General features: G+C 72.6%; 18 protein-coding genes. 9 read left to right on the top strand and 9 right to left on the bottom strand.

Going from position 1 to position 22,212, the window contains the following annotated elements; translation table 11 throughout:
* The first annotated feature begins 67 nt into the window (after nt 1-67).
* Complete coding sequence (gene prcB / locus ACWC0C_RS32055) at nt 68-922, top strand: proteasome subunit beta (protein ID WP_450867556.1); 855 nt, start codon at nt 68-70, stop codon at nt 920-922.
* A 59-nt stretch (nt 923-981) separates the two neighbouring features.
* Nucleotides 982-1,809: a COG4705 family protein gene (locus ACWC0C_RS32060; RefSeq protein ID WP_450867557.1), complete on the top strand. Its 828-nt coding sequence runs from the start codon at nt 982-984 to the stop codon at nt 1,807-1,809.
* 6 nt (nt 1,810-1,815) lie between these two features.
* Here the strand turns inward: ACWC0C_RS32060 and ACWC0C_RS32065 are convergent, their stop codons facing one another.
* Genes ACWC0C_RS32065 through ACWC0C_RS32085 form a run of 5 tightly spaced genes read right to left on the bottom strand, consistent with a single transcriptional unit; the run spans nt 1,816 to nt 5,852 of the window.
* Entirely contained in the window at nt 1,816-3,189 is a 1,374-nt protein-coding gene (locus ACWC0C_RS32065) for a sensor histidine kinase (protein ID WP_450867559.1), read from the bottom strand.
* The gene (locus ACWC0C_RS32070; protein WP_450867560.1) at nt 3,186-3,863 is read right to left on the bottom strand and encodes a response regulator transcription factor; all 678 of its coding nucleotides are present in this window, start codon (nt 3,861-3,863) and stop codon (nt 3,186-3,188) included. Before ACWC0C_RS32070 ends, ACWC0C_RS32065 begins: the two co-directional genes overlap by 4 nt.
* A 26-nt stretch (nt 3,864-3,889) precedes the next feature.
* Nucleotides 3,890-4,573, bottom strand: a complete 684-nt coding sequence (locus ACWC0C_RS32075) for a phosphatase PAP2 family protein (protein WP_450867562.1) — start codon at nt 4,571-4,573, stop codon at nt 3,890-3,892.
* Nucleotides 4,574-4,578: 5 nt separating this feature from the next.
* Nucleotides 4,579-5,190, bottom strand: a complete 612-nt coding sequence (locus ACWC0C_RS32080; protein ID WP_450867564.1) for a phosphatase PAP2 family protein — start codon at nt 5,188-5,190, stop codon at nt 4,579-4,581.
* Complete coding sequence (locus ACWC0C_RS32085; RefSeq protein WP_449194052.1) at nt 5,187-5,852, bottom strand: DedA family protein; 666 nt, start codon at nt 5,850-5,852, stop codon at nt 5,187-5,189. The genes ACWC0C_RS32080 and ACWC0C_RS32085 overlap by 4 nt, the downstream gene beginning before the upstream one ends.
* 212 nt (nt 5,853-6,064) lie before the next feature.
* Here ACWC0C_RS32085 and efeU point away from each other — a divergent pair, with 212 nt between their 5' ends.
* The 4 genes from efeU (at nt 6,065) to ACWC0C_RS32105 (ending at nt 11,284) form a co-directional block, all read left to right on the top strand.
* Nucleotides 6,065-8,095, top strand: coding sequence for an iron uptake transporter permease EfeU (efeU, locus tag ACWC0C_RS32090; protein WP_450867565.1), 2,031 nt, complete (start codon nt 6,065-6,067; stop codon nt 8,093-8,095).
* Nucleotides 8,096-8,151: 56 nt separating this feature from the next.
* Nucleotides 8,152-9,423 (top strand): iron uptake transporter deferrochelatase/peroxidase subunit, encoded by a 1,272-nt coding sequence (gene efeB, locus ACWC0C_RS32095; protein ID WP_450867566.1) that lies wholly within the window; start codon nt 8,152-8,154, stop codon nt 9,421-9,423.
* Between the two features lie 157 nt (nt 9,424-9,580).
* Nucleotides 9,581-10,738 carry a HoxN/HupN/NixA family nickel/cobalt transporter gene (locus tag ACWC0C_RS32100; RefSeq protein WP_450867567.1) on the top strand — a complete coding sequence of 386 codons (1,158 nt, stop codon included), beginning with the start codon at nt 9,581-9,583 and terminating at the stop codon, nt 10,736-10,738.
* Between the two features lie 69 nt (nt 10,739-10,807).
* The gene (locus ACWC0C_RS32105) at nt 10,808-11,284 is read left to right on the top strand and encodes a DUF5709 domain-containing protein (protein ID WP_450867568.1); all 477 of its coding nucleotides are present in this window, start codon (nt 10,808-10,810) and stop codon (nt 11,282-11,284) included.
* A 102-nt stretch (nt 11,285-11,386) separates the two neighbouring features.
* Here the strand turns inward: ACWC0C_RS32105 and sthA are convergent, their stop codons facing one another.
* The gene (gene sthA / locus ACWC0C_RS32110) at nt 11,387-12,772 is read right to left on the bottom strand and encodes a Si-specific NAD(P)(+) transhydrogenase (RefSeq protein WP_450867625.1); all 1,386 of its coding nucleotides are present in this window, start codon (nt 12,770-12,772) and stop codon (nt 11,387-11,389) included.
* Nucleotides 12,773-12,926: 154 nt separating this feature from the next.
* Here sthA and ACWC0C_RS32115 point away from each other — a divergent pair, with 154 nt between their 5' ends.
* Nucleotides 12,927-14,060: a molybdopterin-dependent oxidoreductase gene (locus ACWC0C_RS32115; protein ID WP_450867626.1), complete on the top strand. Its 1,134-nt coding sequence runs from the start codon at nt 12,927-12,929 to the stop codon at nt 14,058-14,060.
* 120 nt (nt 14,061-14,180) lie between these two features.
* Here ACWC0C_RS32115 and ACWC0C_RS32120 read toward each other — a convergent pair whose 3' ends face one another.
* Nucleotides 14,181-14,387 carry a hypothetical protein gene (locus tag ACWC0C_RS32120; RefSeq protein ID WP_449194057.1) on the bottom strand — a complete coding sequence of 69 codons (207 nt, stop codon included), beginning with the start codon at nt 14,385-14,387 and terminating at the stop codon, nt 14,181-14,183.
* 153 nt (nt 14,388-14,540) lie between these two features.
* Between ACWC0C_RS32120 and ACWC0C_RS32125 the strand changes: the two genes are divergently transcribed.
* Both ACWC0C_RS32125 and ACWC0C_RS32130 read left to right on the top strand, forming a co-directional pair.
* The gene (locus tag ACWC0C_RS32125) at nt 14,541-16,382 is read left to right on the top strand and encodes a glycoside hydrolase family 15 protein (RefSeq protein ID WP_449194058.1); all 1,842 of its coding nucleotides are present in this window, start codon (nt 14,541-14,543) and stop codon (nt 16,380-16,382) included.
* Nucleotides 16,383-16,472: 90 nt separating this feature from the next.
* A complete protein-coding gene (locus tag ACWC0C_RS32130) occupies nt 16,473-16,706 on the top strand; it encodes a hypothetical protein (RefSeq protein WP_449194059.1) in 234 nt (77 codons plus the stop codon).
* A 93-nt stretch (nt 16,707-16,799) separates the two neighbouring features.
* Here the strand turns inward: ACWC0C_RS32130 and ACWC0C_RS32135 are convergent, their stop codons facing one another.
* A complete protein-coding gene (locus ACWC0C_RS32135; RefSeq protein ID WP_450867570.1) occupies nt 16,800-19,538 on the bottom strand; it encodes a SpoIIE family protein phosphatase in 2,739 nt (912 codons plus the stop codon).
* An 83-nt stretch (nt 19,539-19,621) separates the two neighbouring features.
* On the bottom strand, nt 19,622-22,120 hold the full coding sequence (locus tag ACWC0C_RS32140; RefSeq protein ID WP_450867571.1) for a SpoIIE family protein phosphatase: 2,499 nt from the start codon (nt 22,118-22,120) through the stop codon (nt 19,622-19,624).
* Nucleotides 22,121-22,212: the final 92 nt, after the last annotated feature.

Raw genomic sequence — 22,212 nt, forward strand, 5'->3', positions numbered from 1 at the left:
AGTTTCCCGCGCGCCCGCCGCAGGTAGGAGTCGGATGTCGCGTGCCACCACACGAGGGGGAGAAGCCATGTCCGGGAACGACACAGCGGGGCTGCCGAGCGAGGCGTTCTTCATACCGGGAACGTCGTCCTTCACCGAGTTCCTGGCCGCCCACCGCCCCCGCCTGCTGCCCACCGCACCCTCGTCGCCCGCCCGCGCGGGGACGGCCTGCGACCGGTTTCCGCACGGCACCACCGTTCTCGCCCTCACCTACCGCGACGGCGTGCTGATCGCCGGCGACCGCCGGGCCACCATGGGCAACCTCATCGCCCAGCGCGACCTGGAGAAGGTGCACCCCGCCGACGACTTCACGGCCGTCGCCTTCGCCGGCACCGTGGGCCTCGCCGTCGAGATGGTGCGGCTCTACCAGGTCGAGCTCACGCACTACGAGAAGATCGAGGGCATCCCGATGACCCTGGCCGGCAAGGCGACCCGGCTCGCGGCCATGATCCGGCAGAACCTCGCCCAGGCCATGCAGGGCCTCGCCGTCGTCCCGCTGCTCGCCGGGTACGACCTCACCGCGCCCGGCGGCGGACGCGGCCGCATCTGGGGCTTCGACGCGGCAGGCGGCCTGTACGAGAAGTACGACTTCCACGCCGAGGGCTCCGGCTCGCCGTACGCCCGGGGCGCCCTGAAGAAGCTCTACCGGCCGGACCTCACCCGGCGCGAGGCCGCCCTCACCGCGCTCCAGGCGCTCTACGACGCGGCGGACGACGACTCGGCCACCGGCGGCCCCGACCTGCACCGCCGTATCTTCCCCGTCGTCAGTGTCATCACGGCGGACGGCTTCGAGCGGCTGCCGGAGGCGGAGACCGAGGAGCTGAGCCGGGAGATGGTCGGGCAGCGCGCCGCCCGCCCGGACGGACCACACGCCACGCCCTGACCCAGGGCGGCGGCGGGCGCTCAGGATGCGTTCAGGTTCCGCTTGGCACCGTCGGCACCATGACATCAGAGACCTCTCCGACCACGGTGGCCGCCACCGGCATCACCGCGCCCGGCCGCCGTGTCCGCTGGAACAAGGTGCCCGAAGTCACCGTCTACTTCTGGGTGATCAAGGTGCTGTGCACGACGGTCGGTGAGACCGCCGCCGACCTGCTGAACGAGAAGGCCGGCCTAGGCCTGACCGGAGTGTCGCTGCTGATGAGCGCGCTCCTCGCGGTCGTGCTCGTGGTGCAGTTCCGCACCAAGGCCTACCGCGCCGGCGTGTACTGGCTCGCCGTCGCGCTGATCAGCGTCGTCGGCACCCTGGTCAGCGACAACCTCACCGACAACATGGGCGTGGCGCTGGAGACCACCACGACCGTCTTCACGACCGCCCTGGTGATCGTCTTCGCCGCCTGGTACCGCACCGAGCGCACCTTGTCGATCCACCACATCGACACCACCCGCCGCGAGGCCTTCTACTGGCTCGCCGTCCTGTTCACCTTCGCGCTCGGCACCTCGGCCGGCGACCTGGTCGCCGAGAAGATGGACCTCGGCTACTGGATCTCCGCCGTGCTGTTCGCCGCCGCCATCGCCGCGGTCGCCATCGCCCGGTTCGCGCTCGGTCTCAACGCCGTGTGGAGCTTCTGGATCGCCTACATCCTCACCCGGCCGCTCGGCGCCTCCGTCGGCGACTACCTCTCCCAGCCCACCGGCGACGGCGGCCTGGGCCTGGGCACCGTGGTGACCAGCGCCCTGTTCCTCGCCGTCATCCTGGGCCTGGTCGTCTTCCTGATCGTCACCCGCAAGGACGTCTCCGAGCAGCGGCCGGCCGAGCAGGCCGTCTGACGTTGCTCATCCGGCGGGCAGGGTGACCACGAACCGCGCCCCGGGCCCGTGCCCGGGGTCGTGGGACACCTCGCCGCCGGCGGAGCGGGCCAGGCGCCGGGCGAGCGACAGCCCCAGGCCCGCCCCGCCGTGCCCGTCACCGGGATCGGCCCGCTTGCCGGGCTGGAAGAGCAGGTCCGTGAAGGCCGTTGGCACGCCCGGCCCGTCGTCCGTCACCTCGACCCGTATCCCTCCGTCCGACCGGCACGCGCTCAGCGTGACCGTCGTACGGGCGTAGCGCACGGCGTTGGCCAGCAGCGGGCTGACGATCCGTTCGAGGAGCGAGGGCTGCACCCCGGCCGTGAGCGGCCCCGGGCCGTCCGCTACGACGACCCGCACCGGATCCGGGGCGTCCACGCAAGCGGACAGGCGACGCAACACCGTCGGCACGTCCGCGGTGCCGGGCGCCGTCGGCACACCCTCGCGGGCCTCGTCCAGCAGGGTGTCGCACATTCTGCGCATCGACTGCGCGGCCTCCGCCATGACCTCGTGGGAGGCGCGGGTCTCGGCGTCGGAGCGGGGCCTTGCGCCCCACCAGTCCAGTTCGGCCACGATCCGGCTCAGCGGGGTGCGCAGTTCGTGGGACAGCTCGCCGGTCAGCTGCCGCTCGTGGCGCAGCACCGCCCGGATCCGGTCCAGCAGGGAGTCCAGCGAATCGCCGAGCGCGGCCAGTTCGGCCGGCCGGCCACGGCCCGCGAAGCGCTCCTGCGACCCCACGGCGCTCCACTGCGTCGCCTGGTCCGTCATCGTGCGCACCGGCCGCAGCGCCCGGCCCACCGCCAGCCGGGTCAGCGCATAGGTGCAGGCGAGCATCACCGCGTCCAGCGCGAACGAGCCCAGCATCAGCGTCTCGGCCGAACTCCGGTACGGCCCGAGGTCCAGGGCCGTGACGACGGTGGCCCGAGCCGCCGCACCGGGCACCGGCTCCGCGCACAGCCGTATCGCATCCGGGCCGTGCACCGTGGCACAGCCGGGCCGGCCGCGCGCGGCCAGGGCGTCGGCGGCCCGCGTGAGGGCGCCGGCGCCGGTCGGCGGCCGTTCCAGCAGTCTGCCGCCCGTGTAGATCCAGGCATTGGTGTCCAGGAGCCGGTCGCCGGAGGTCTCCAGCACCCGCACCCGGCCGCGCCGGGTGTCGACAGTCGTGGCGACGGCCGCCGCCCGGGTGCGCAGCTCGTCGTCCGCCTCCCGCTGGAGGCGGTGGCGGACCACGGTGTTGAAGGCGACGGTGAGGATCACCATCAGCAGCGCGGCGGTGGTCAGCGCGACCAGGGAGAGCCGGCCGCGCAGGGTGCGGGGCGCGAGCCGGACGAACAGCGCCGGGGTGCGTGCGAAGAGGCTCATGTCAGGCGGTGGCCGATCCCGCGTGCGGTGGCGATGGTCCGCTCGCTGCCCGCCGTGCGCAGCTTGCGCCGCAGCCGGGTCAGGTACTGGTCCAGCGTGTTGTCGCTGACCTGCGCTCCCTCCGGCCAGCCCGCGCGGACCAGATCGCGGCGGCGCACCAGCTCCCCGCCGGCCGCCGTGAGCGCCGCCAGCAGCCGGAACTCCGTCGGGGTGAGATCGACGCGCCTGCCCTGCACGGTGGCGCTGTGCCGGACCGCGTCCAGCACCAGCCCGTCCGCGACGGCGGACGCGGCCGTGGGCGCGGCCGGGGGCGCGGCCCGGCGCAGGGCGGCGCGCAGCCGTGCGGCCAGCTCGGCGAGGTGGAACGGCTTGGGCAGATAGTCGTCGCCGCCGGCCGAGAAGCCCGACAGCCGGTCCGTGATCCCGTGCCGGGCCGTCAGGAAGACGACCGGGGCGAGGAAGCCGCCCGCGCGCATTGCCTGGCAGACGTCGCGGCCGTCCGCGTCGGGCAGGCCGATGTCCAGCACGACGGCGGACACGTCCGGTGTCGCCAGCCGCAGGGCGGTGGCGCCGTCGCCGGCGCAGACCGTGTCGAAGTCCTCGTCGTGCAGACCACGGCGCAGCACGTCACGCAGGGCGGGATCGTCCTCGACGATGAGGATCCTGGGGCGCATGTCTCTCCACCGGCCGGCCGGCCGTGTCACTCGGGGGGTGAGGTGCCCGGCTCCGGGGCACGGGGAACGTATCGCCCGGGCAGCCACCGGGCCGCCGCGCAGACGAAGACACCGAGCCAGCCGACGGCGAACAGCCAGCCGCCGAGCACGTCGGTGAACCAGTGCACGCCCAGGAAGACACGGGTCAGCCCGACCCCCGCCCCCCAGCACGCGACCAGCAGGCACAGCACGGTCCGGCCCTTCGGGGCGCGCAGACACAGGCCCAGGATCAGCAGCCCGGCCGTCAGCGCGGCCGTGGTGGTGTGCCCCGAGGGGAACGACCAGCCGGAGGCGTGTGTCTGCCAGCCGTCATGCGGCGGCCGGGCCCGGCGGACCAGGTCCATCAGGCCGTAGCGGGCGGCCTGGCCGGCCCCGAGGCAGGCCACGCCCAGCAGCGCGGCCACCAGCCGCTGCCGCGCGGTGCGGCCGGCGATCAGCCCGGCCAGGACCACCAGGACGTACGGCACGACGCCCGTGCCCGTGCTGGTCAGTCCGCGGGCCACCGCCACCGCCATCGGCGGGCGGTGACCGACGGACCAGGACAGCAGCCCCTGGTCCAGGTAGAGCGGGCCGCCCTGGTCGCTCACCACCACCGCGGCCAGCACGGCGAACGCCATCCAGGCGCCCAGGGCCACCATGCCCGCCGGGTCGGCGAGGCCTCTGGGCCTCATGCGACTCATGCGGTTCCGGACATCAGCATCGGGCGGATCCAGGTCCCGGACAGCCGGCCCGCCAGGCCCTTCGGCCACCGCCGCAGGCCGGTCATCGCCAGGAAGCCGACCAGCCCGCCGACGACCGCCCCCGCGACGACGTCGTGCGGGTAGTGCACCCCGACCCAGACCCGGGAGGCCGCCATGGCGAGCGCGCACACCGACGCCACGGCCCCCAGCCGCCGGGAGACGAAGAACAGGGCGACCGCCGCGGCGAAGGCGACCGCGGTGTGATTGCTCGGGAACGACCAGTCGCCCCGCGCGGGACACGCCTCCAGTGTGCGGAAGGCCAGGCCCCGGCACGGCCGGTCCTCGGCCACCAGTGGCTTCACCGCGCTGTTCACGGCGAACGCCACGACCACCGCCACCGGCACGGTCAGCGCCGTAAAGGCCGCGGTCGCCCCGTCCCGGCGGGCCCGCCACCAGCCCACGATCATGAGCAGCGCGAACACCGCCAGGCCGTACGCCGACCACACGGCGATCGTGCCGTCCAGCCAGCCGGGGGAGTGGTGGGCGAGGTCCACCACGTCTATGTAGAGCGGCCCGTCGACGTGCGAGGCGGAGAGCGTGTCCGTCATCCGCCGGCCTCCTCCTTGGCCGCCTTCCGGGAGCGCAGCACCTCGGCGGCGAGCGGGAGGAGGGAGACGGCGACGATCAGCGCGATCACCGGCAGCAGGTACTTGTCGACGTTCGGGATCGAGGAGCCCAGCGCGTAACCGCCGAGCGTGAGACCGAGGCTCCACACGAGCCCGCCCGCCACCTGCCAGAGGGTGAAGGTCCGGGCGGGGACACCGAGCGCGCCCGCCATCGGGTTCAGCACCGTGCGCACCACCGGGACGAAGCGGGCCAGCACGATCGCCTTCGCGTGGCCGTACCGCTCCAGCAGCTCCTCGGCGCGCTGCGCGCCCTCGCGCAGTTTCGCCGACCGGGTGCGGGCCAGCAGCGTGCCGCCCGCCTTGCGGCCGAGCACGAATCCGCACTGCGAGCCGGCCAGGGCGCCGACGGCCGCCGCGACGAGCAGCGGTCCGAGCGACAGGTGCACCCCGCGGTCGGACGTGCCCGTGCACAGCAGGCCCGCCGTGAACAGCAGGGAGTCACCGGGCAGGAAGAACCCGATCAGCAGGCCCGTCTCCGCGAAGAGCACCACGCCGACGCCGAGCACGCCGAAGGCGGCGAGCAGGGAGTGGGCGTCGAGCACGTTGACCGCGAGCTGCGACGCCAGGTGGGGGGAAGCGGCCATCGCCGTACGCCCTTTCCATCGAGTTCCTCGACCAGATCCGACTACACATTTGTAGACGGTCTATCGGCCTGTAGACGAACGGAGAGTGGCGTTCGTTCCCGGCCTTTACCTGTCCATTGCCGCTTTGTGACCGGCTGACTACATGGACGTAGCCATGATGGTCCGCGAAGGTAAGGCATGCCTTCACTAACTAGCAGGGAGGGCAGCAGGGCATGTGGGACGACGCGTTTCCGAGTTTCCTGATCGGACTGAGGGAGGGACTCGAAGCCGGACTCATCGTCTCCATCCTGGTCGCCACCCTCGTCCGGGCCGAGGCACGCTCGCGTCTGCCCCAGGTGTGGACGGGCGTGCTGGCCGCCGTCGCCGTCGCCATGAGCTTCGGCGCGGTGCTCACCTTCACCGCCGCGTCCATGCCGCAGACCGCCCAGGAGGCGTTCGGCGGCACCCTCAGTGTGATCGCCGTCGCGTTCGTCACCGCCATGGTGTTCTGGATGCGCCGCTCGGCCCGCAGCCTCTCCGGCGAGCTGAAGGAGAAGGTGACCGGCGCGCTCGCCATGGGCTCCGGCGTGCTGATCCTCACCTCCTTCCTCGCGGTCGGACGTGAGGGCCTGGAGACGGCCCTGTTCCTGTGGACCACCGCGCGGGCGGCCGGCGAGTCGGCCGGACCGCTGACCGGCGCCGGCATCGGCCTGGTCCTCGCGACGCTCCTGTGCTGGGGCCTGTACCGGCGGGTCCTGAAGATCAACCTGACGAAGTTCTTCACCGCCACCGGCGCAGTCCTGATCGTCATCGCGGCCGGCGTCCTCGGCTACGGCCTGCGCGACCTCCAGGAGGGCGGCGTACTGCCCGGGAAGGCGGCCTACGCGGTCGACCTCGCGAGCAGCGTCGACGCCGGCTCCTGGTACAGCACCCTGATCCAGGGCGTCTTCAACCTCACCCCGACCATGACCTGGTTCCAGGTGGTGGCCTACGGCGCCTACCTGGCCGTCGTGATGACCCTGTTCGTGCGCGGCGTACGGGCCACGGGCCCGAAGCCGGCGAAGGAACACCCCGCCCGCGAGCCGAAGGCCGGGCGGTCGGAGCGGCGCCGTCCCGTCTGGGTGGTGCCGGCCGCCGTGGTCGCCGTACCCGCCGTGATCGCCGGACTCGTCGTCGCCCTCTCCCGGCCCAAGCCCGCCGGCGACCAGACCGTCGCCGTCTCCGAGACCGAGTGCGGCAAGGGCTTCACCGCGCCCAAGCCGGGCCGCCAGACCTTCCAGATGCAGAACACCGGCGGCAAGACGTCCGAGGTGTACCTGATCGACCCGTCGACCAGCGCGGTCTACGGCGAGATCGAGGGCCTGGCCCCCGGCACCACCCGCGACCTCGTCGCCACCGTCGCCGGCGGCACCTACGCCTGGCGCTGTGTCCCCACCGGCGGCAAGGCCGTCACCTCCAAGTCGGTGACCGTGAGCGGCGGCGGCGCGGCCAAGCCGGTCGTCCCCGTCTCCGAACAGGACCTCGCCGCCCCCCTGAAGGCGTACAAGACGTACGTCGAGCAGGGGCTGGACACCCTCGTCGCCCAGACCCACACCCTGGACGACGACATCGAGCACGGCCACCTGGACAAGGCCCGCACCGACTGGCTCACCGCCCACCGCACCTATGCCTCCCTCGGCGCCGCCTACGGCACCTTCGAGGACTTCGACCAGAAGATCGACGGCCGCGCCGACGGACTGCCCGACGGCGAGAAGGACAAGGACTTCACCGGCTTCCTCCGCCTCGAGTACGGCCTGTGGCACGGCCAGTCCGCGGGGGACCTGACCGCCCCCGCCCGGCAGCTCGCGACGGACGCCGCAGGGCTGCGCAAGGCCTTCCCGAGCCAGGACTTCGACCCCGGCGACCTGCCGCTGCGCGCCCACGAGATCCTGGAGAACACCCTCCAGTTCGAGCTGACCGGCGACACCGACGAGGGCAGCGGCACGAACCTCGCCACCGCCGACGCCAACCTCGCCGGCACCCGCGAACTGCTCACCGTCCTCAAGCCGCTGCTCACCAGCCGTGCGCCCCAGCTGCTCCCGACGGTCGACGCGGACATCGCGCGCGTGCAGAAGCTCCTGGACGCGGCTCACGACGGCGACCACTGGACCCCCGCCGACCAGCTCTCCGCGAGTGACCGGCAGCGACTGAACGGTGCCACCGGGCAGCTGCTGGAAGACCTCGCCCCCGTCCCGGACCTGCTCGAGATCCGGAAGTCCGCCTGATGACCGAAGCCCGCCCGACGAAGTCCGCGCACCCGCACCCCGAAGGGAACCCCGCGATGTCCACTGCCGAACCGTCGGCCTGCCCCGTCGGCCCCGCCCGCCGCTCCTTCGTGCGGACCGCCCTCGGTGCCGGTGCCGCCGGAGCGGTCCTGGCCGGCGGCGGCTTCGCCCTCGGCGAGAGCGGTGGCACCGCGCAGGCCCAGCCCGCGGGCGCCGACAGCACCGCCAAGGTCCCCTTCCACGGGGCCCACCAGGCCGGCATCATCACCCCGGCACCGGCCGCCGCCACCTTCGTCTCGCTCGACGTCATAGCCGACGACCGCAAGGGCCTGACCGATCTGCTGAAGACCATCACCGAGCGGGCCCGGTTCCTCACCTCCGGCGGCAGCCCCACCGACCTCGGTGTCGGCGCGCCTCCCTCCGACAACGGCATCCTCGGCCCCGAGGTCCCCTCCGACGGCCTCACCGTCACCGTCGGCGTCGGCGCCTCCCTCTTCGACGACCGCTACGGCCTCGCCGAGGCCAGGCCCGCCCGGCTCACCCCGATGCGGACCTTCCCCAACGACAACCTGAACGCGGCCGAGTGCCACGGCGACCTGTCCCTGCAGATCTGCGCCCAGAGCACGGACACCGTGCTGCACGCCCTGCGCGACATCGCCCGGCACACCCGCGGCGCCATGCAGATCAAGTGGCGCATCGACGGCTTCCAGAACGCCCCGCGCCCCACCGGCGCCCAGCGCAACCTGCTCGGCTTCAAGGACGGCATCGCCAACCCGGACGTCACCTCCGCGCGCGAGACCGACAAGCTGATCTGGGTCGGCGCGGGCCAGGGCGAGCCGGCCTGGACCACGGGCGGCAGCTACCAGGTCATCCGGATCATCCGGATGCTGGTCGAGTTCTGGGACCGGGTCTCGCTCACCGAGCAGGAGAAGATGTTCGGCCGCCGCAAGGACACCGGCGCCCCGCTCGACGGCGCCAAGGAGACCGACATCCCCCAGTACGCCAAGGACCCGCACGGCACCGTGATCCCCGTGGACGCCCACATCCGGCTCGCCAACCCGCGCAAGGCGGAGACCGACAGCTCCCGCATCCTGCGCCGCGGCTACAACTACGACCGGGGCGTGGACAACGTCGGCAACCTCGACATGGGCCTGGTGTTCTGCTGCTACAACCAGGACGTCAAGCGCCAGTTCGAGGCCGTGCAGACCCGGCTGATCGACGAGCCGCTGGTGGACTACATCTCCCCCACGGGCGGCGGCTACTTCTTCGCCCTGCCCGGTGTCCGGGACGGCAAGGACTGGCTGGGCAGCGGGATGCTGTCGGCCTGACCGGTCTTCCGCGCCAGGGTCCGGCCTTTCCCATTTCTTTCCCCTGTCCGCGGGAAAGGCCTGCCACCCGTTGTTGCACATGAATTGCAACTACGGGAAGATGGCGCGGGGCTGCGCAGCGCAGCCGTACCGCACGACCGAAGGACAGACCCTCCCGATGACGGCCGCTCCTGGTTCCGCTCCGTCCCTCCCCGCCCAGGCCGACGCCAAGCGCTCGGCCTGGCACCGTGTCCGGGCCTCCATGACACGCCAGGAGTGGATCAGGGTCGGCGGTATGGCCGCCTTCGTGCTCGCCCTGCACATCATCGGCTGGGGCACCCTGGTCGGCATCATCGCGCCACAGCACTTCAGCGTGGGAACCCAGTCCTTCGGCATCGGCATCGGCGTGACCGCCTACACCCTCGGCATGCGGCACGCCTTCGACGCCGACCACATCGCGGCGATCGACAACACCACGCGCAAACTGATGGGTCAGGGTCGGCGCCCGCTGTCGGTGGGCTTCTGGTTCTCCCTCGGCCACTCCAGCATCGTCTTCGGCCTGGCCCTGCTGCTCTCGCTCGGCATGAAGAGCCTGGCCGCACCGGTCCGCGACGACAACTCGCATCTGCACGAGGTGACGGGCCTGATCGGTACGACGGTCTCCGGCACCTTCCTCTACCTGATCGCAGGCATCAACCTCGTCATCCTCGTCGGCATCTGGAAGGTGTTCCGGCAGATGCGCTCCGGTGCCTACGACGAGGCGGCCCTGGAAAACCAGCTGAACAACCGCGGCTTCATGAACCGCCTGCTCGGCCGGGTCACCGGCTCGATCAGCAAGCCGTGGCAGATGTACCCGCTGGGCCTGTTGTTCGGCCTCGGCTTCGACACCGCGACGGAGATCGCCCTGCTGGTCCTGGCCGGTTCCGGCGCCGCCTCGGGCCTGCCCTGGTACGCGATCCTCTGCCTGCCCGTCCTCTTCGCGGCCGGCATGTCCCTGCTGGACACCATCGACGGCTCGTTCATGAACTTCGCCTACGAGTGGGCGTTCTCCAAGCCGGTCCGCAAGGTCTACTACAACCTCACCATCACCGGTCTGTCCGTCGCCGTCGCCCTCATCATCGGCACGGTCGAACTCCTCGGCCTCCTCGCCGACAAGCTCGGCCTCCACGGCGCCTTCTGGGACTGGATCTCCGGCCTCGACCTCAACACCGTCGGCTTCGTCATCGTCGGCCTCTTCTTCGCCACCTGGGCGATCGCCCTGCTGGTGTGGAAGGCGGGCCGTATCGAGGAGAAGTGGACGAAGGGGCTGGCCGCGGCCGAGCAGTCAGGGTCCTGACCGGGGGTTGGCCGACCGCTTCGGGGAAACGCGGACCGGGACCGCCCGCGAGCCGACAGGGAGGCGACCATGAGCGACCAGCCGTCCGAGCAGACCCCGATGGCGGACGACGCCTACCAGCCCACCGGAACCAACGAGGAACAGGAGGACGCCGGTCCCCTGGACCTCCAGGACGCGGTCGACGAACGCACCTACGACGACGTCCTCGACGAGGGCTACTCCCCGCCGGAGCGCCCCCTGGGCGTCACCAAGCAGGGCACCACCGCGGGCGAGCAGCACGCGGGGGAGACCCTGGACGAACGCCTCGCCCAGGAGACCCCGGACGTGACCGCACCACCGGGCGACGACATCGGCGACCTGCCCGGCGGCGAGGGCGAGCCGGTGGATGCCGAGGTGGGCGAGAGGCGGGCGGGCCGCCTGGTCGCCCCGGACGAGGGCGCGCACACGAACACCACCAAGGAGGAGGTCGCGCGGGACGTGGGCGTCGACGGTGGGGCGGCGGGCGCCGAGGAAGCAGCGGTGCATGTGGTGGGCGAGGAAACCTGAGCCCGGCAGCTGACGGGCCTGGTCCGACTCAGGGGCGCGGGGAACTGCGCGGGCAACCACAGACCACCCGCACCCGGCACCGGAACGGAACCCCGAACGGCGCTAGTCCAATCGGTCGATCTGGCGAAGCCGGTTCGTCGCATCCAGCGCGGCGACCTTGTAGGACTCGGCCAGCGTCGGGTAGTTGAACACCGCGTTGACCAGATAGTCCACCGTCCCCCCGCACCCCATCACCGACTGCCCGATGTGGATCAACTCCGTCGCGCCGGACCCGAAGCAGTGCACCCCCAGCAACGTGCGGTCCACAGGAGAGACCAACAGCTTCAGCATCCCGTGCGAGTCCCCGATGATCTGCCCGCGGGCCAGCTCCCGGTACCGGGCCACGCCCACCTCGAACGGCACCCGGTCCTCGGTCAGCTGGTCCTCGGTCCGCCCGACGAAGCTGATCTCGGGGATGGTGTAGATCCCGATCGGCTGCAGCTGGTGCATCCGCCCGGCCGGCTCCCCGCACGCGTGGTACGCAGCCGCACGGCCCTGCTCCATCGAGGTCGCCGCGAGCGCGGGAAAGCCGATGACGTCGCCGACGGCGTAGATGTGCGGCACCTCGGTGCGGTAGTTCTCGTCCACCTCGATGCGGCCCCGCGCGTCCGCCGCCAGCCCGGCCCTGCCGAGGTCGAGGTCATCGGTGAGGCCCTGCCGGCCCGCCGAGTACATCACCGTGTCCGCCGGGATCTTCTTGCCGCTCTCCAGCACGGTGAGCGTGCCCCGCGGATGGCGTTCGACGGCGGCGACGGTCTCGCCGAACCGGAAGGTGACGGCCAGGTCGCGCAGGTGGTACTTGAGCGACTCCACGATCTCCACGTCGCACAGGTCCAGCATCCCGGGACGCTTCTCCACGACGGTCACCTTGCTGCCCAGCGCGGCGAACATGGAGGCGTACTCCATGCCGATGACACCCGCGCCGACGATCACCATGGACCGCGGCACCCGCTCCAGTGAGAGCACGTTGTCGGAGTCCATGATCGTCCGCCCGTCGAACTCGACCGTGTCCGGGCGGGCCGGCCTGGTCCCGGTGGCGATGACGATGTGCCCGGCACTCAAGCGCCGTTCCCGCCCGGAGGCCTCGGACAGCGCGACGGTGTGCGGATCGGCGAAGCGGGCCGTGCCGGAGTAAACGGTCACCTGGTTGCGGGTGAGCTGGCTGCGGACGACATCCACCTCACGGCCCACGACGTGCTGGGTGCGCGCGGTCAGATCGGCGACGGTGATGTCGTCCTTCAGCCGGTAGCTCTGCCCGTACAGATCGCGCTGGGTGAGACCGGTCAGATACAGCACCGCCTCGCGCAGGGTCTTGGAGGGGATCGTTCCGGTGTGCAGGGAGACCCCGCCGAGCATGTCGGGGCGGTCGACGACGGCGACCCGGCGGCCCAGCTTGGCCGCGGCGATGGCGGCCTTCTGACCACCGGGTCCGGATCCGATGACGAGCATGTCGAAGTCGAAGTCGGGCACCCTCGGGAGTCTGTCAGTCCACCGGCCCGCTCCGGAAGGGATCGCCATGGCCGAAATCCCCCGAGCCGCCCGGGAGTTGCCGTCGTCCTCCGCTCTCCTCGCCGCGCCCGTGTCCCGGGAGGACAATGACGCCATGGGTCAGCGTCCCGGCGACCTGAGTGCCCCCGCCCGGCTGGCCGGTCCCGACGAGGGGATCGGCGCCGACGAACTCGCGCTCGCCACCCGCAACCACGGCCTGCCCCTGGAGGCCCTGCGGCACGACGTCACCCCGCCCGGACTGCACTACGTCCTCACGCACTACGACATCCCGTACGTGCCCAGCGCCGGTGCCTGGCGGCTGACCGTCGACGGACACGTGCGCACCCCGCTCGACCTGTCCCTCGCCGACCTGCTGTCCTTCCCGCAGGTCACCACCCGGGTCACACTGGAGTGCGCGGGCAACGGCAGGGCCCTGCTCACCCCCCGGCCGGTCAGCCAGCCCTGGCTGGTCGAGGCGGTCGGCACCGCCGACTGGACCGGCGTACCGCTGCGGCTGCTGCTCGCCGAGGCGGGCGCGGACCCGGCCGCCGTGGACGTCGTCTTCACCGGCGCCGACCACGGTGTCGAGCGCGGAGTCGAACAGGACTACCAGCGCGCCCTGCCCTTGGCCGTGGCCGCGGGCGACGACCCCCAGGTGCTGGTCGCCACCGCCATGAACGGCGCGCCGCTGCCGCCGCAGCACGGCCGGCCGCTGCGGCTGATCGTGCCCGGCTGGTACGGCATGACTCACGTCAAGTGGCTGCGCTCGGTCACGGTGAGCGACGCACCCTTCACGGGGTTCCAGCAGTCGGTCGCCTACCGGATCCGGCGCACCGCCGACGAGCGGGGCGAGCCGGTCACCCGGATCGCGCCGCGCGCGTTGCTGGTGCCGCCCGGGTTTCCCGACTTCATGTCCCGTACGCGGGTGGTGCGGCCGGGGCCGGTGCGGCTCTTCGGCCGTGCATGGTCCGGGCACGCGCCCGTGACCTCGGTGGAGGTCAGCACGGATGGCGGCGCCTCCTGGGCGCGGGCCGTTGTCGACCCCGTCCTGGATGGGCACCGGTGGGCGTGGCGGAGCTGGCACCACACCTGGACCGCGACGCCCGGGGAGCACGCGGTGGGGGCGCGCGCGAGCGACTCCGTCGGGCGTACCCAGCCCCTTGAGCAGTGCTGGAACCGAGGTGGGTTCGCCAACAACGCCGTGTGCTGGGTGAGGGTGGTGTGCACGCCGGGCGCCTCCGGGCCGTAGGGCCTCGTGCCGTCCGGCGGGCGCGGGGTCCTGTGCGGTTGCTCGCGCAGTTCCCCGCGCCCCTTCAGGCGGGCTGCCCCGCCCCCGTTGAAATGGAGCCCTTGCTTTCCCCGGACCGCCCTACGGCATCAGCCTCTCGATGGCTGTCGGGCCCTCCTTCTCCATCTTGCGGCGTGCCCAGTCGAGGTTCTTCGGGGTGACGTCCCTGCCCGCCGCCAGCACCAGGTCCTCCGGGGTGATGTCCCGCGAGGGGGCGGAGTGGAGCAGGGCGTCCGGGGTGCAGTGGTCGTCGGACGACCGGGACTCGTCGGGTGTGGTTGTCGACATGATGCCTCCTCCTCGGTCCGGATGACCGCATCCGTGCCGGTGCCGCCGAACGGGGCACACTCTCACCATTCCCCGCAGCGCCTTCCCACGCCACCGGAGAGCACTCGCTCCTAAGCTGGAAAACATCTCGCACCGCTCACCGGGAGGCCGCCGATGGCCGAGACCCCGTTTCCCGAGGACGCCCGCCCCAGCTCCCGCTACCTGCCGATCGCCGAGCACGGACTCATCGGCGACCTGCGCAGTGTGGCCCTGGTCGGCACGAACGGCACGATCGACTGGTACTGCTGTCCGTCCTTCGACTCCCCGAGCGTCTTCGCGGCCATCCTCGACGCCGAGCGCGGCGGCAGCTTCGAGCTGGCCGCCACCGTACCCGCGCGTACCAAGCAGTTCTACTTCCCCGACACCAACGTGCTGATCACCCGGTTCTTCACCGAGGACGGCGTCGGCGAGGTGCAGGACTTCATGCCCGTCACCTCGGACGGCGTGGGGGAGGCGGGCCGGCACCGGCTGATCCGGCGGGTGGTGTGCGTCCGCGGCACGGTGCCCTTCCGGGTGCTGGTCGCCCCGCGGTTCGATTACGGCGCGTCCCCGCACACCCTGCGCACCGTCGACGGCGTCGTCGTCTTCGACTGCGCCGAGCGGTCCCTGGCGCTGACCTCCACCGTCGACCTGGAGTGCGACGCCCGGGACGCGCGCGCCGACTTCAAGCTCGGCGAGGGCGAGACCGCGGTGTTCGCCCTCGACCAGGTCGGCGACGAGGTGGCTCCCCGCGGCTGCGCCCGCGCCGAGGCCGAGCACGAGTTCAACGCCACGGTCGCCTACTGGCGGCGCTGGCTGCACCAGTCCCGCTACCGCGGCCGCTGGCGCGAGATGGTGCACCGCTCCGCCCTCACCCTGAAGCTGCTCACCTATGCCCCCACCGGCGCCATCGTCGCCGCCCCCACCACCAGCCTGCCCGAGCAGCTCGGCGGGGAGCGCAACTGGGACTACCGCTATGTGTGGGTGCGTGACGCCGCCTTCGCCGTCTACGCGCTGCTGCGGCTCGGCTTCGCCGGCGAGGCCGAGGCCTTCATGGGCTTCCTGACCACGCACGTCAGCCCCTGCGACGGCGACGAGACCGCGCCGCCGCTCCAGATCATGTACGGCATCGACGGCCGCTCCGATCTGCCCGAGCGGGTGCTGCCGCATCTTGAGGGACATCTGGGCTCCGCCCCGGTCCGGGTCGGCAACGCCGCTGCCGACCAGCTCCAGCTGGACATCTACGGCGCCCTCATCGACTCGATCTACCTGTACGACAAGTGGGCCCAGCCGATCTCCAGCGGCCAGTGGGACGACGTGTGCCGGCTGGTCGACTGGGTGTGCGCGCACTGGGACCAGCCCGACGAGGGCGTGTGGGAGACCCGCGGCGGCCGCAAGAACTTCACGTACTCGCGGCTGATGTGCTGGGTCGCGATCGAGCGGGCCATCCGGCTCGCCAACCGGCGCGGGCTCCCCGCCGACCTGCCCCACTGGCGGCAGGCCCGCGACACGATCTACCGGCGGATCATGGACCGCGGCTGGTCCGAGCGGCGCGGCGCCTTCGTGCAGTACGAGGGCAGCGACGTCCTGGACGCCTCCCTGCTGATGATGCCGCTCGGCAAGTTCGTCGCACCCACCGACCCCAGGTGGCTGTCCACCCTGGACGCCCTCACCGAGGACCTGGTCTCCGACTCCCTGGTCTACCGCTACGATCCGCAGGCCAGTCCGGACGGATTGCGCGGCGACGAGGGCACCTTCTCCATCTGCTCCTTCTGGTACGTCGAGGCCCTGGTGCGGGCCGGGCGGCTCGACGAGGCCCGGCTGGCCTTCGAGAAGATGCTCACCTACGCCAACCACCTCGGCCTGTACGCGGAGGAGATCGGCCGCACCGGCGAGCAACAGGGCAACTTCCCGCAGGCGTTCACGCATCTGTCCCTGATCAGCGCCGCGTTCAACCTCGACCGGGCCCTCGGCTGACCGACGGGCGTGTGTCCGCAGGTCGCCCGGGTACCCGGGAGTCTGTCGTAAGGAGAACGACACAGGGTCGACAGAAGGAGGAGACCCCGGATGACCAGCACCAGCGAGACCGGTGGCGTCACCGGTACGCGCGACAAGAACTACGACCTGATCTGGTACGTCGAGGCGTGTCTGGACAACGCCCTGCGCCTGGAGACGTACATCCAGGACGCCGAACGCGACAAGGACACCGAGCTCGCGGACCTGTTCCACAAGGCCCAGTCCGACAGTCGCAAGGGCGCCGAGATGGGCAAGCAGCTGCTGCGCTCGCGGCTGAGCGCCTGACCGCCTCCTCCGCTCGGGGGCTCAGGCGCACCGGGAACCCGGCACGGGCCCGGCGTCCGCCGGGCCCGCGTGCAGAACCCCGGGGCGACAGGGTCAGGGCAGTGGCTGTGCCGCCCAGATGATCTTGCCGTTGGGGGTGTACCGGGTGCCCCAGCGCTCGGCGAGCTGAGCGACCAGGAACAGGCCCCGGCCGCCCTCGTCGGTGGTCGCCGCGTACCGCAGATGCGGCGACGTCGTGCTGCGGTCGGAGACCTCGCAGATCAGCGTGCGGTCGCGGAGCAGCCGAACGCCGATCGGGCCACGGCCGTAGCGGATGGCGTTGGTGACCAGCTCGCTCAGGATCAGCTCCGTGGTGAAGTCCAGCTCCTCCAGGCCCCAGTCGGCGAGCCGCCGGGTCACCGCGGACCTCACCTGGGACACCGCCGCCGGGTCGGACGGCACCTGCCACTCGGCGACCCGGTCGGCCCCCAGCACCCTCGTGCGGGCGACGATCAGCGCGACGTCGTCGTTCGGCCGGGCCGGCAGCCGGTCCAGCACGGCGCGGCAGGTCTCCTCCGGCGAGCCGCCCGGCGTGCCGCGCAGGGCATCGCTCAGCAGATCGAGACCCACGTCGATGTCCCGCTCGCGGTCCTCCACGAGCCCGTCGGTGTACAGCACCAGCCGGCTGCCCTCGGCCAGCTCCAGGTCCGCCGTCTCGAACGGCAGCCCGCCAAGACCCAGCGGCGGCCCCGCCGGCACCTCCGGGAAGTCCACCCGGCCGTCGGGGTGCACCAGCGCGGGCGGCGGATGGCCGGCCCGGGCCACCGTGCAGTGCCGCGAGACCGGGTCGTAGACCGCGTACAGGCAGGTCGCCCCGGTGATCGCGGCGGCGCCGTCCGCCGCGGTCTCGTCCTGGTCGATCCGGCCCACCAACTCGTCCAGCAGACCGAGGAGTTCATCGGGCGGCAGGTCCAGCGCGGAGAAGTTGTGCACCGCCGTGCGCAGCCGGCCCATGGTGGCCGCGGCGTGCAGCCCGTGTCCCACCACGTCCCCCACCACCAGCGCCACCCGGGATCCGGACAGCGGCAGTACGTCGAACCAGTCGCCGCCCACCCCGGCCTGCGCCGGCAGATAGCGGTAGGCGATCTCCAGCGCGCCCTGTTCGGGCAGCGAACGCGGCAGCAGACTGCGCTGCAGGGTGACCGCCATGCTGTGCTCGCGCGTGTACCGGCGGGCGTTGTCGATGGACACCGCCGCCCGCGCGACCAGCTCCTCGGCGAGGGCCAGCTCCTCGGCGTCGAACGGCTGCGGCTTCTCCGCACGCCAGAAGTTCGCCACCCCCAGCACCAGGCTGCCCGCGCGCAGCGGCACGGTGATCAGCGAGTGGATGCCGTACGCCACGACCTGGTCGGTGCGCTCCAGGTCCTGCGCGCGCCAGCCGGGTGCGTCGCGCAACCGGGGCACCAGGACCGACTGCCCCGTGGTCAGGCTGCGCGCCTGCGGAGAGGTGGCCACGAACCGGATCCGCTCGCCGACCGGGTACAGCGGGGAGTCCTCGCGGATACCGGCGCAGGAGGCGCGGCGCAGCGAAGTGCCCGGCTTCGGCTCCTCGCCGTGCAGGACCGCGTCGAACAGGTCCACGGTCGCGAAGTCCGCGAACCGGGGCACCGCGAGCCCCGCCAGCTCCTCCGCGGTACGGCTCACGTCCAGGCTGGTGCCGATGCCCACCCCGGCGTCGTACAGCATGTTCAGCCGCTCACGCGCCACCTCCGCACGCCCCGACAGGGCACGCAGCTCCGTGGAGTCGCGCAGCGTGGTGACACTGCCGGCCGGGCCGCCGCGCAGATCGGTGGGGCGCTGGTTGATCGCCAGCAGCCGGTCCTTGACCAGGTGCACCTCGTCCGTCGCCACCCGGCCCGAGGCCAGCAGCGCCGCCGTCTCGTCGTCCAGGCCCAGCTCCAGCACGCTGCGCCGCTCGGCGTCCTCAGGCAGGTCCAGCAGCCGGTGCGCCTCGTCGTTGGCCAGCAGCAGCCGGCCGCCGTCGCCGACGATCAGCACACCCTCCCGGACCGCGTGCAGCACCGCGTCGTGGTGCTCGTACATCCGCGTCATCTCGTACGGTCCGAGGCCGTGGGTCTGGCGCAGCAGCCGTCTGCTGACCAGGGCCGTCCCCGCCGTGGCCAGCGCGAGCGCCGCCGCTGCCGCCGCGAGGAGCAGGGGCAGCTGCTGGGCGGCGGCCCCGCCCACGTGCGCGGTGGTGATCCCCGCCGACACCAGGCCCACCACCTTGCCGCCCGAGTCCTTCACCGGCACCACGACCTGCACCAACGGCCCTATCGTGCCGTTGACATGCTCGGTGACCGTGCCCCCGGCCAGCGCCGGGGCGATCGTGCCGACGAACTTCTTGCCGATGCGGTCGGGTTTGGGATGCGTATAACGGATGCCGTCGGTATTCATCACGACGATGAAGTCCACCCCGGTCGCCTTGCGCGCCGCCTCCGCGCGCGGCTGCAGCAGGGCGGTGGGATCCGCAGCGCGCAGCGCGGCGACCGTGCCGGGCGCGTTCGCGAACGTCTCGGCGACGGCGAGGGAGCGGTTCTGGGCCTCCAGATCGCTGTCGCGCCGCACCTGCAGCACCTGCGCCACCACCGCCGAGACGACCAGCAGCAGCACGATCACCACTTGCAGGACGAACACCTGTCCGGCGACGCTGCGCCCGGTCACCGCCGCCCGCAGCATCCCGGGCCCACTGCCGTCGCCGCCCGGCCCCTGCGGCCGCGGGCCCTGCGCCGTGCGTGGGTGCCCGAAGGAACGGGGCGGCCGAGTCGCGGGCCGGCCGGACAGTCGCACCATGTGACCATGTCTACACTGCCGGGCCCCGTCCGGCGAGACCATCTGCCGAGGTGACGGCCACCGATCGGAGCGGCGCGGTCCGGTCACCGGTGTCGTACCGGGGTGGAGCGGCGGGCGGCGAGCAGCAGAGCCACGTCGTCGGGGCGGTCGGTGGAGTGCCGGGCGCTGGCGGTGAGCCGGTCGGCGACCCCGGCCAGCGACCGCCCGCTCCGGCGCCCGGAGCCGGCCCCGGCCCGGCCGAGCGCCATCCGCAGCGCGTCGATGCCGTCGTCGATGTCCGCGCCGGGCCGCTCCACCAACCCGTCCGTGTACAGGGCGAGGATCGCGTCCGGCTCCAGCAGCAGCTCGGTCACCGGGTACCGGGCGTGCGGGTCCACCCCGAGGACGACACCGCCGGGGACGTCCAGCAGCCGGGTCCGCCCGTCGGGGGAGCGCAGCAGCGGCGGCGGATGCCCCGCCCGGGCGATCCGGGCACGCCCCGTCGCGGGGTCCAGCCGCAGATAGCAGCAGCTGGCGAACTGACCGGGGTCGAGGCCGATCAGCAGGTGGTTGGTGCCGCTCATCACCTCGTCGGGGGGCCGGTCGCCCAGCGCGAACGCCCGCACGGCGCTGCGCAGCTGACCCATGGTGGCCGCCGCCTGCACCCCGTGCCCCTGCACATCACCGATCACCAGCGCCAGCCCGTCCCCCGCCTCGACCACGTCGTACCAGTCACCGCCCACGTCCATGCCCTGCGTGCCCGGCAGATACCGGCCCGCGGTCTCCACCTGCGGATGGGTCGACAGCCGATGGGGCAGCAGAGCCTGCTGCAGGCCGCGGGCGAGCGCCGCCTCGCTGTCGTAGCGCTGCGCCCGCTCCATGGCGTGCGCGATCAGCCCGGCCAGCGCGGTGAGCACGGTCCGCTCCTCGGTGCTGAAACCGCGCGAGCCGTCGAAGCCGAGGATGCACGAGCCGACCGGCCGGCCGGAGGCGATCAGCGGCAGGAAGGCCCGGGCGCCCTCGTCGGCGTCCAGCGGCATGCCCGGATACGCGGCCGCCATCTGCTGCATCGACTCGAAGAACAGCGGCCGGCCCGTCGTCAGGCACTCCACACCGGGCAGGTGCGCATCGAGGCTGACCCCCTCGAACGGGGCGAGGAACCCCTGCGGGAAGCCGCTCTCCCAGGCGAGATAGAAATGCCGCTCCTGGAGCAGATAGATGGCGAGGCACCGGCCGCCGAACGCGGGCAGCAGCTCCTGCACGACCACCGCCGACACCTGCCGGGCGGTCACCGCGTCCGTCAGCGCGATCGCCAGGGCGATCGGCCGGTACAGCGGCGTCATCGAGTGCCCGGCCGTCACCGTCTCCTCCGCGACATGCGCCTCCACGACCGGCTCGAGGGGCGTGTCCACGCGGCTGGCCGGGACGAGCGTGCAGGTCAGCAGGTCTTCGCCGGGATGCACCGACACAGCGAGCCAGTCGCCCGCACCGGGCTCGCCGGCCGGCCGGCGCACATGGAAGTGCACCGGATCCGGGGCCAGCAGCGCGCAGCGCAGATGGTCGTCGCACGGCGCACCGGTCAGCCACGGCAGCGCCTCCCACAGCGGCCGCCCGAGCAGCCACTCCCGGTCCCGGCCGACGAGCCGGGCCGCCGACTCGTTGACGTACACGATCAGCCCCAGCCGGTCCAGGCAGAACACGCCCTGCGGCAGCAGATCTGCCGCACCGTCCGCGAACGCCGGACCCGGGTCGAACACCACCCCGTCCACCCGCTCCACGCCCCCGTCCCCGGCGGCCGGCCATACGTCCAGCAGCCGCGGTCTGCCGTCCCGGGCCCGCAGGCTCAGCGGAGCGGCCGGCGGCCTCCCGGCGGCCGTTTCGTGCAGCGCGGCCAGGATCCGGTGTGCGTCATGCGGGGCCACGGCGTCCGCGAGCGCCTTGTCCGTCCCCTCGAAGTCGCCGGGGCCGAGCCCGAGGAGGGTGTACAGCCGGTCGTCCACGCGTACGGCGCAGGTCACGGGATCCCAGCCGAACCGGGCGACGGCGGCCTGCGTGGGCCGGCTCGCCGGCGGCCGGACGCACAACGGCTCGCCGTCCCAGACGACCGCGCTCGGGTCGCCGTCGGCGAGTGCGAGCAGCTCGGCGCCCAGCCCTTCGGCCAGCCGGACGAGCACTTCCCGGTCCAGCAGCTCGTCCACGGTGTCCGCCACGGCCGGGCGCAGCACCGTGAGCACGCCCAGCGGCTCGCTGTCGCCCGGCACCGGCACGTGCACCGACCCGAACGGGAAGGGCAGGCTCGCCGCGAACTGCGGATACCGGCGCACCGTCTCGGTGGCGTTCGCCAGCAGCACCGGTACGCCGAGACGGTAGGCGTCGGCGACCGGGAAGGGGCGGTCGACGTGCAGGCGCCACCAGGGCCGGAACAGCGGACCGGGCAGCCCCGCGAGCACCGCGAGGCGCAGCAGGCCGGGGCTGCCGGAGCGCAGATACACGCCCGCCACCCGGCCGCCCGCCGCACCGAGCGCGCCGGTCGAGGTGTCGGCCAGCAGCGCGGCCAGCCGGGCCCGCGTACGGACCAGCTGCTCGCCACCGCTCCCAGCCATCGCCCCTACCTCGTCCCGTGCGCCTTCGGGTGATGACACAGCAAGAATGCGCCCGGAGGGCCGTGCGACGCACCTGGGAGGGGCGGAGAACC

Source organism: Streptomyces sp. NPDC001709 (assembly GCF_053596375.1).

Excerpts from the sequence above, each read along its gene's own strand:
- efeU (WP_450867565.1), top strand. The coding sequence starts at position 6,065 with ATGTGGGACGACGCGTTTCCGAGTTTCCTGATCGGACTGAGGGAGGGA.
- ACWC0C_RS32140 (WP_450867571.1), bottom strand. The coding sequence starts at position 22,120 with ATGGCTGGGAGCGGTGGCGAGCAGCTGGTCCGTACGCGGGCCCGGCTG.
- ACWC0C_RS32115 (WP_450867626.1), top strand. The coding sequence starts at position 12,927 with ATGGGTCAGCGTCCCGGCGACCTGAGTGCCCCCGCCCGGCTGGCCGGT.
- ACWC0C_RS32085 (WP_449194052.1), bottom strand. The coding sequence starts at position 5,852 with ATGGCCGCTTCCCCCCACCTGGCGTCGCAGCTCGCGGTCAACGTGCTC.
- prcB (WP_450867556.1), top strand. The coding sequence starts at position 68 with ATGTCCGGGAACGACACAGCGGGGCTGCCGAGCGAGGCGTTCTTCATA.
- ACWC0C_RS32125 (WP_449194058.1), top strand. The coding sequence starts at position 14,541 with ATGGCCGAGACCCCGTTTCCCGAGGACGCCCGCCCCAGCTCCCGCTAC.
- ACWC0C_RS32130 (WP_449194059.1), top strand. The coding sequence starts at position 16,473 with ATGACCAGCACCAGCGAGACCGGTGGCGTCACCGGTACGCGCGACAAG.
- ACWC0C_RS32065 (WP_450867559.1), bottom strand. The coding sequence starts at position 3,189 with ATGAGCCTCTTCGCACGCACCCCGGCGCTGTTCGTCCGGCTCGCGCCC.
- ACWC0C_RS32100 (WP_450867567.1), top strand. The coding sequence starts at position 9,581 with ATGACGGCCGCTCCTGGTTCCGCTCCGTCCCTCCCCGCCCAGGCCGAC.
- ACWC0C_RS32135 (WP_450867570.1), bottom strand. The coding sequence starts at position 19,538 with ATGGTGCGACTGTCCGGCCGGCCCGCGACTCGGCCGCCCCGTTCCTTC.
- efeB (WP_450867566.1), top strand. The coding sequence starts at position 8,152 with ATGTCCACTGCCGAACCGTCGGCCTGCCCCGTCGGCCCCGCCCGCCGC.
- ACWC0C_RS32080 (WP_450867564.1), bottom strand. The coding sequence starts at position 5,190 with ATGACGGACACGCTCTCCGCCTCGCACGTCGACGGGCCGCTCTACATA.
- ACWC0C_RS32075 (WP_450867562.1), bottom strand. The coding sequence starts at position 4,573 with ATGAGGCCCAGAGGCCTCGCCGACCCGGCGGGCATGGTGGCCCTGGGC.
- sthA (WP_450867625.1), bottom strand. The coding sequence starts at position 12,772 with ATGCTCGTCATCGGATCCGGACCCGGTGGTCAGAAGGCCGCCATCGCC.
- ACWC0C_RS32070 (WP_450867560.1), bottom strand. The coding sequence starts at position 3,863 with ATGCGCCCCAGGATCCTCATCGTCGAGGACGATCCCGCCCTGCGTGAC.
- ACWC0C_RS32060 (WP_450867557.1), top strand. The coding sequence starts at position 982 with ATGACATCAGAGACCTCTCCGACCACGGTGGCCGCCACCGGCATCACC.
- ACWC0C_RS32120 (WP_449194057.1), bottom strand. The coding sequence starts at position 14,387 with ATGTCGACAACCACACCCGACGAGTCCCGGTCGTCCGACGACCACTGC.
- ACWC0C_RS32105 (WP_450867568.1), top strand. The coding sequence starts at position 10,808 with ATGAGCGACCAGCCGTCCGAGCAGACCCCGATGGCGGACGACGCCTAC.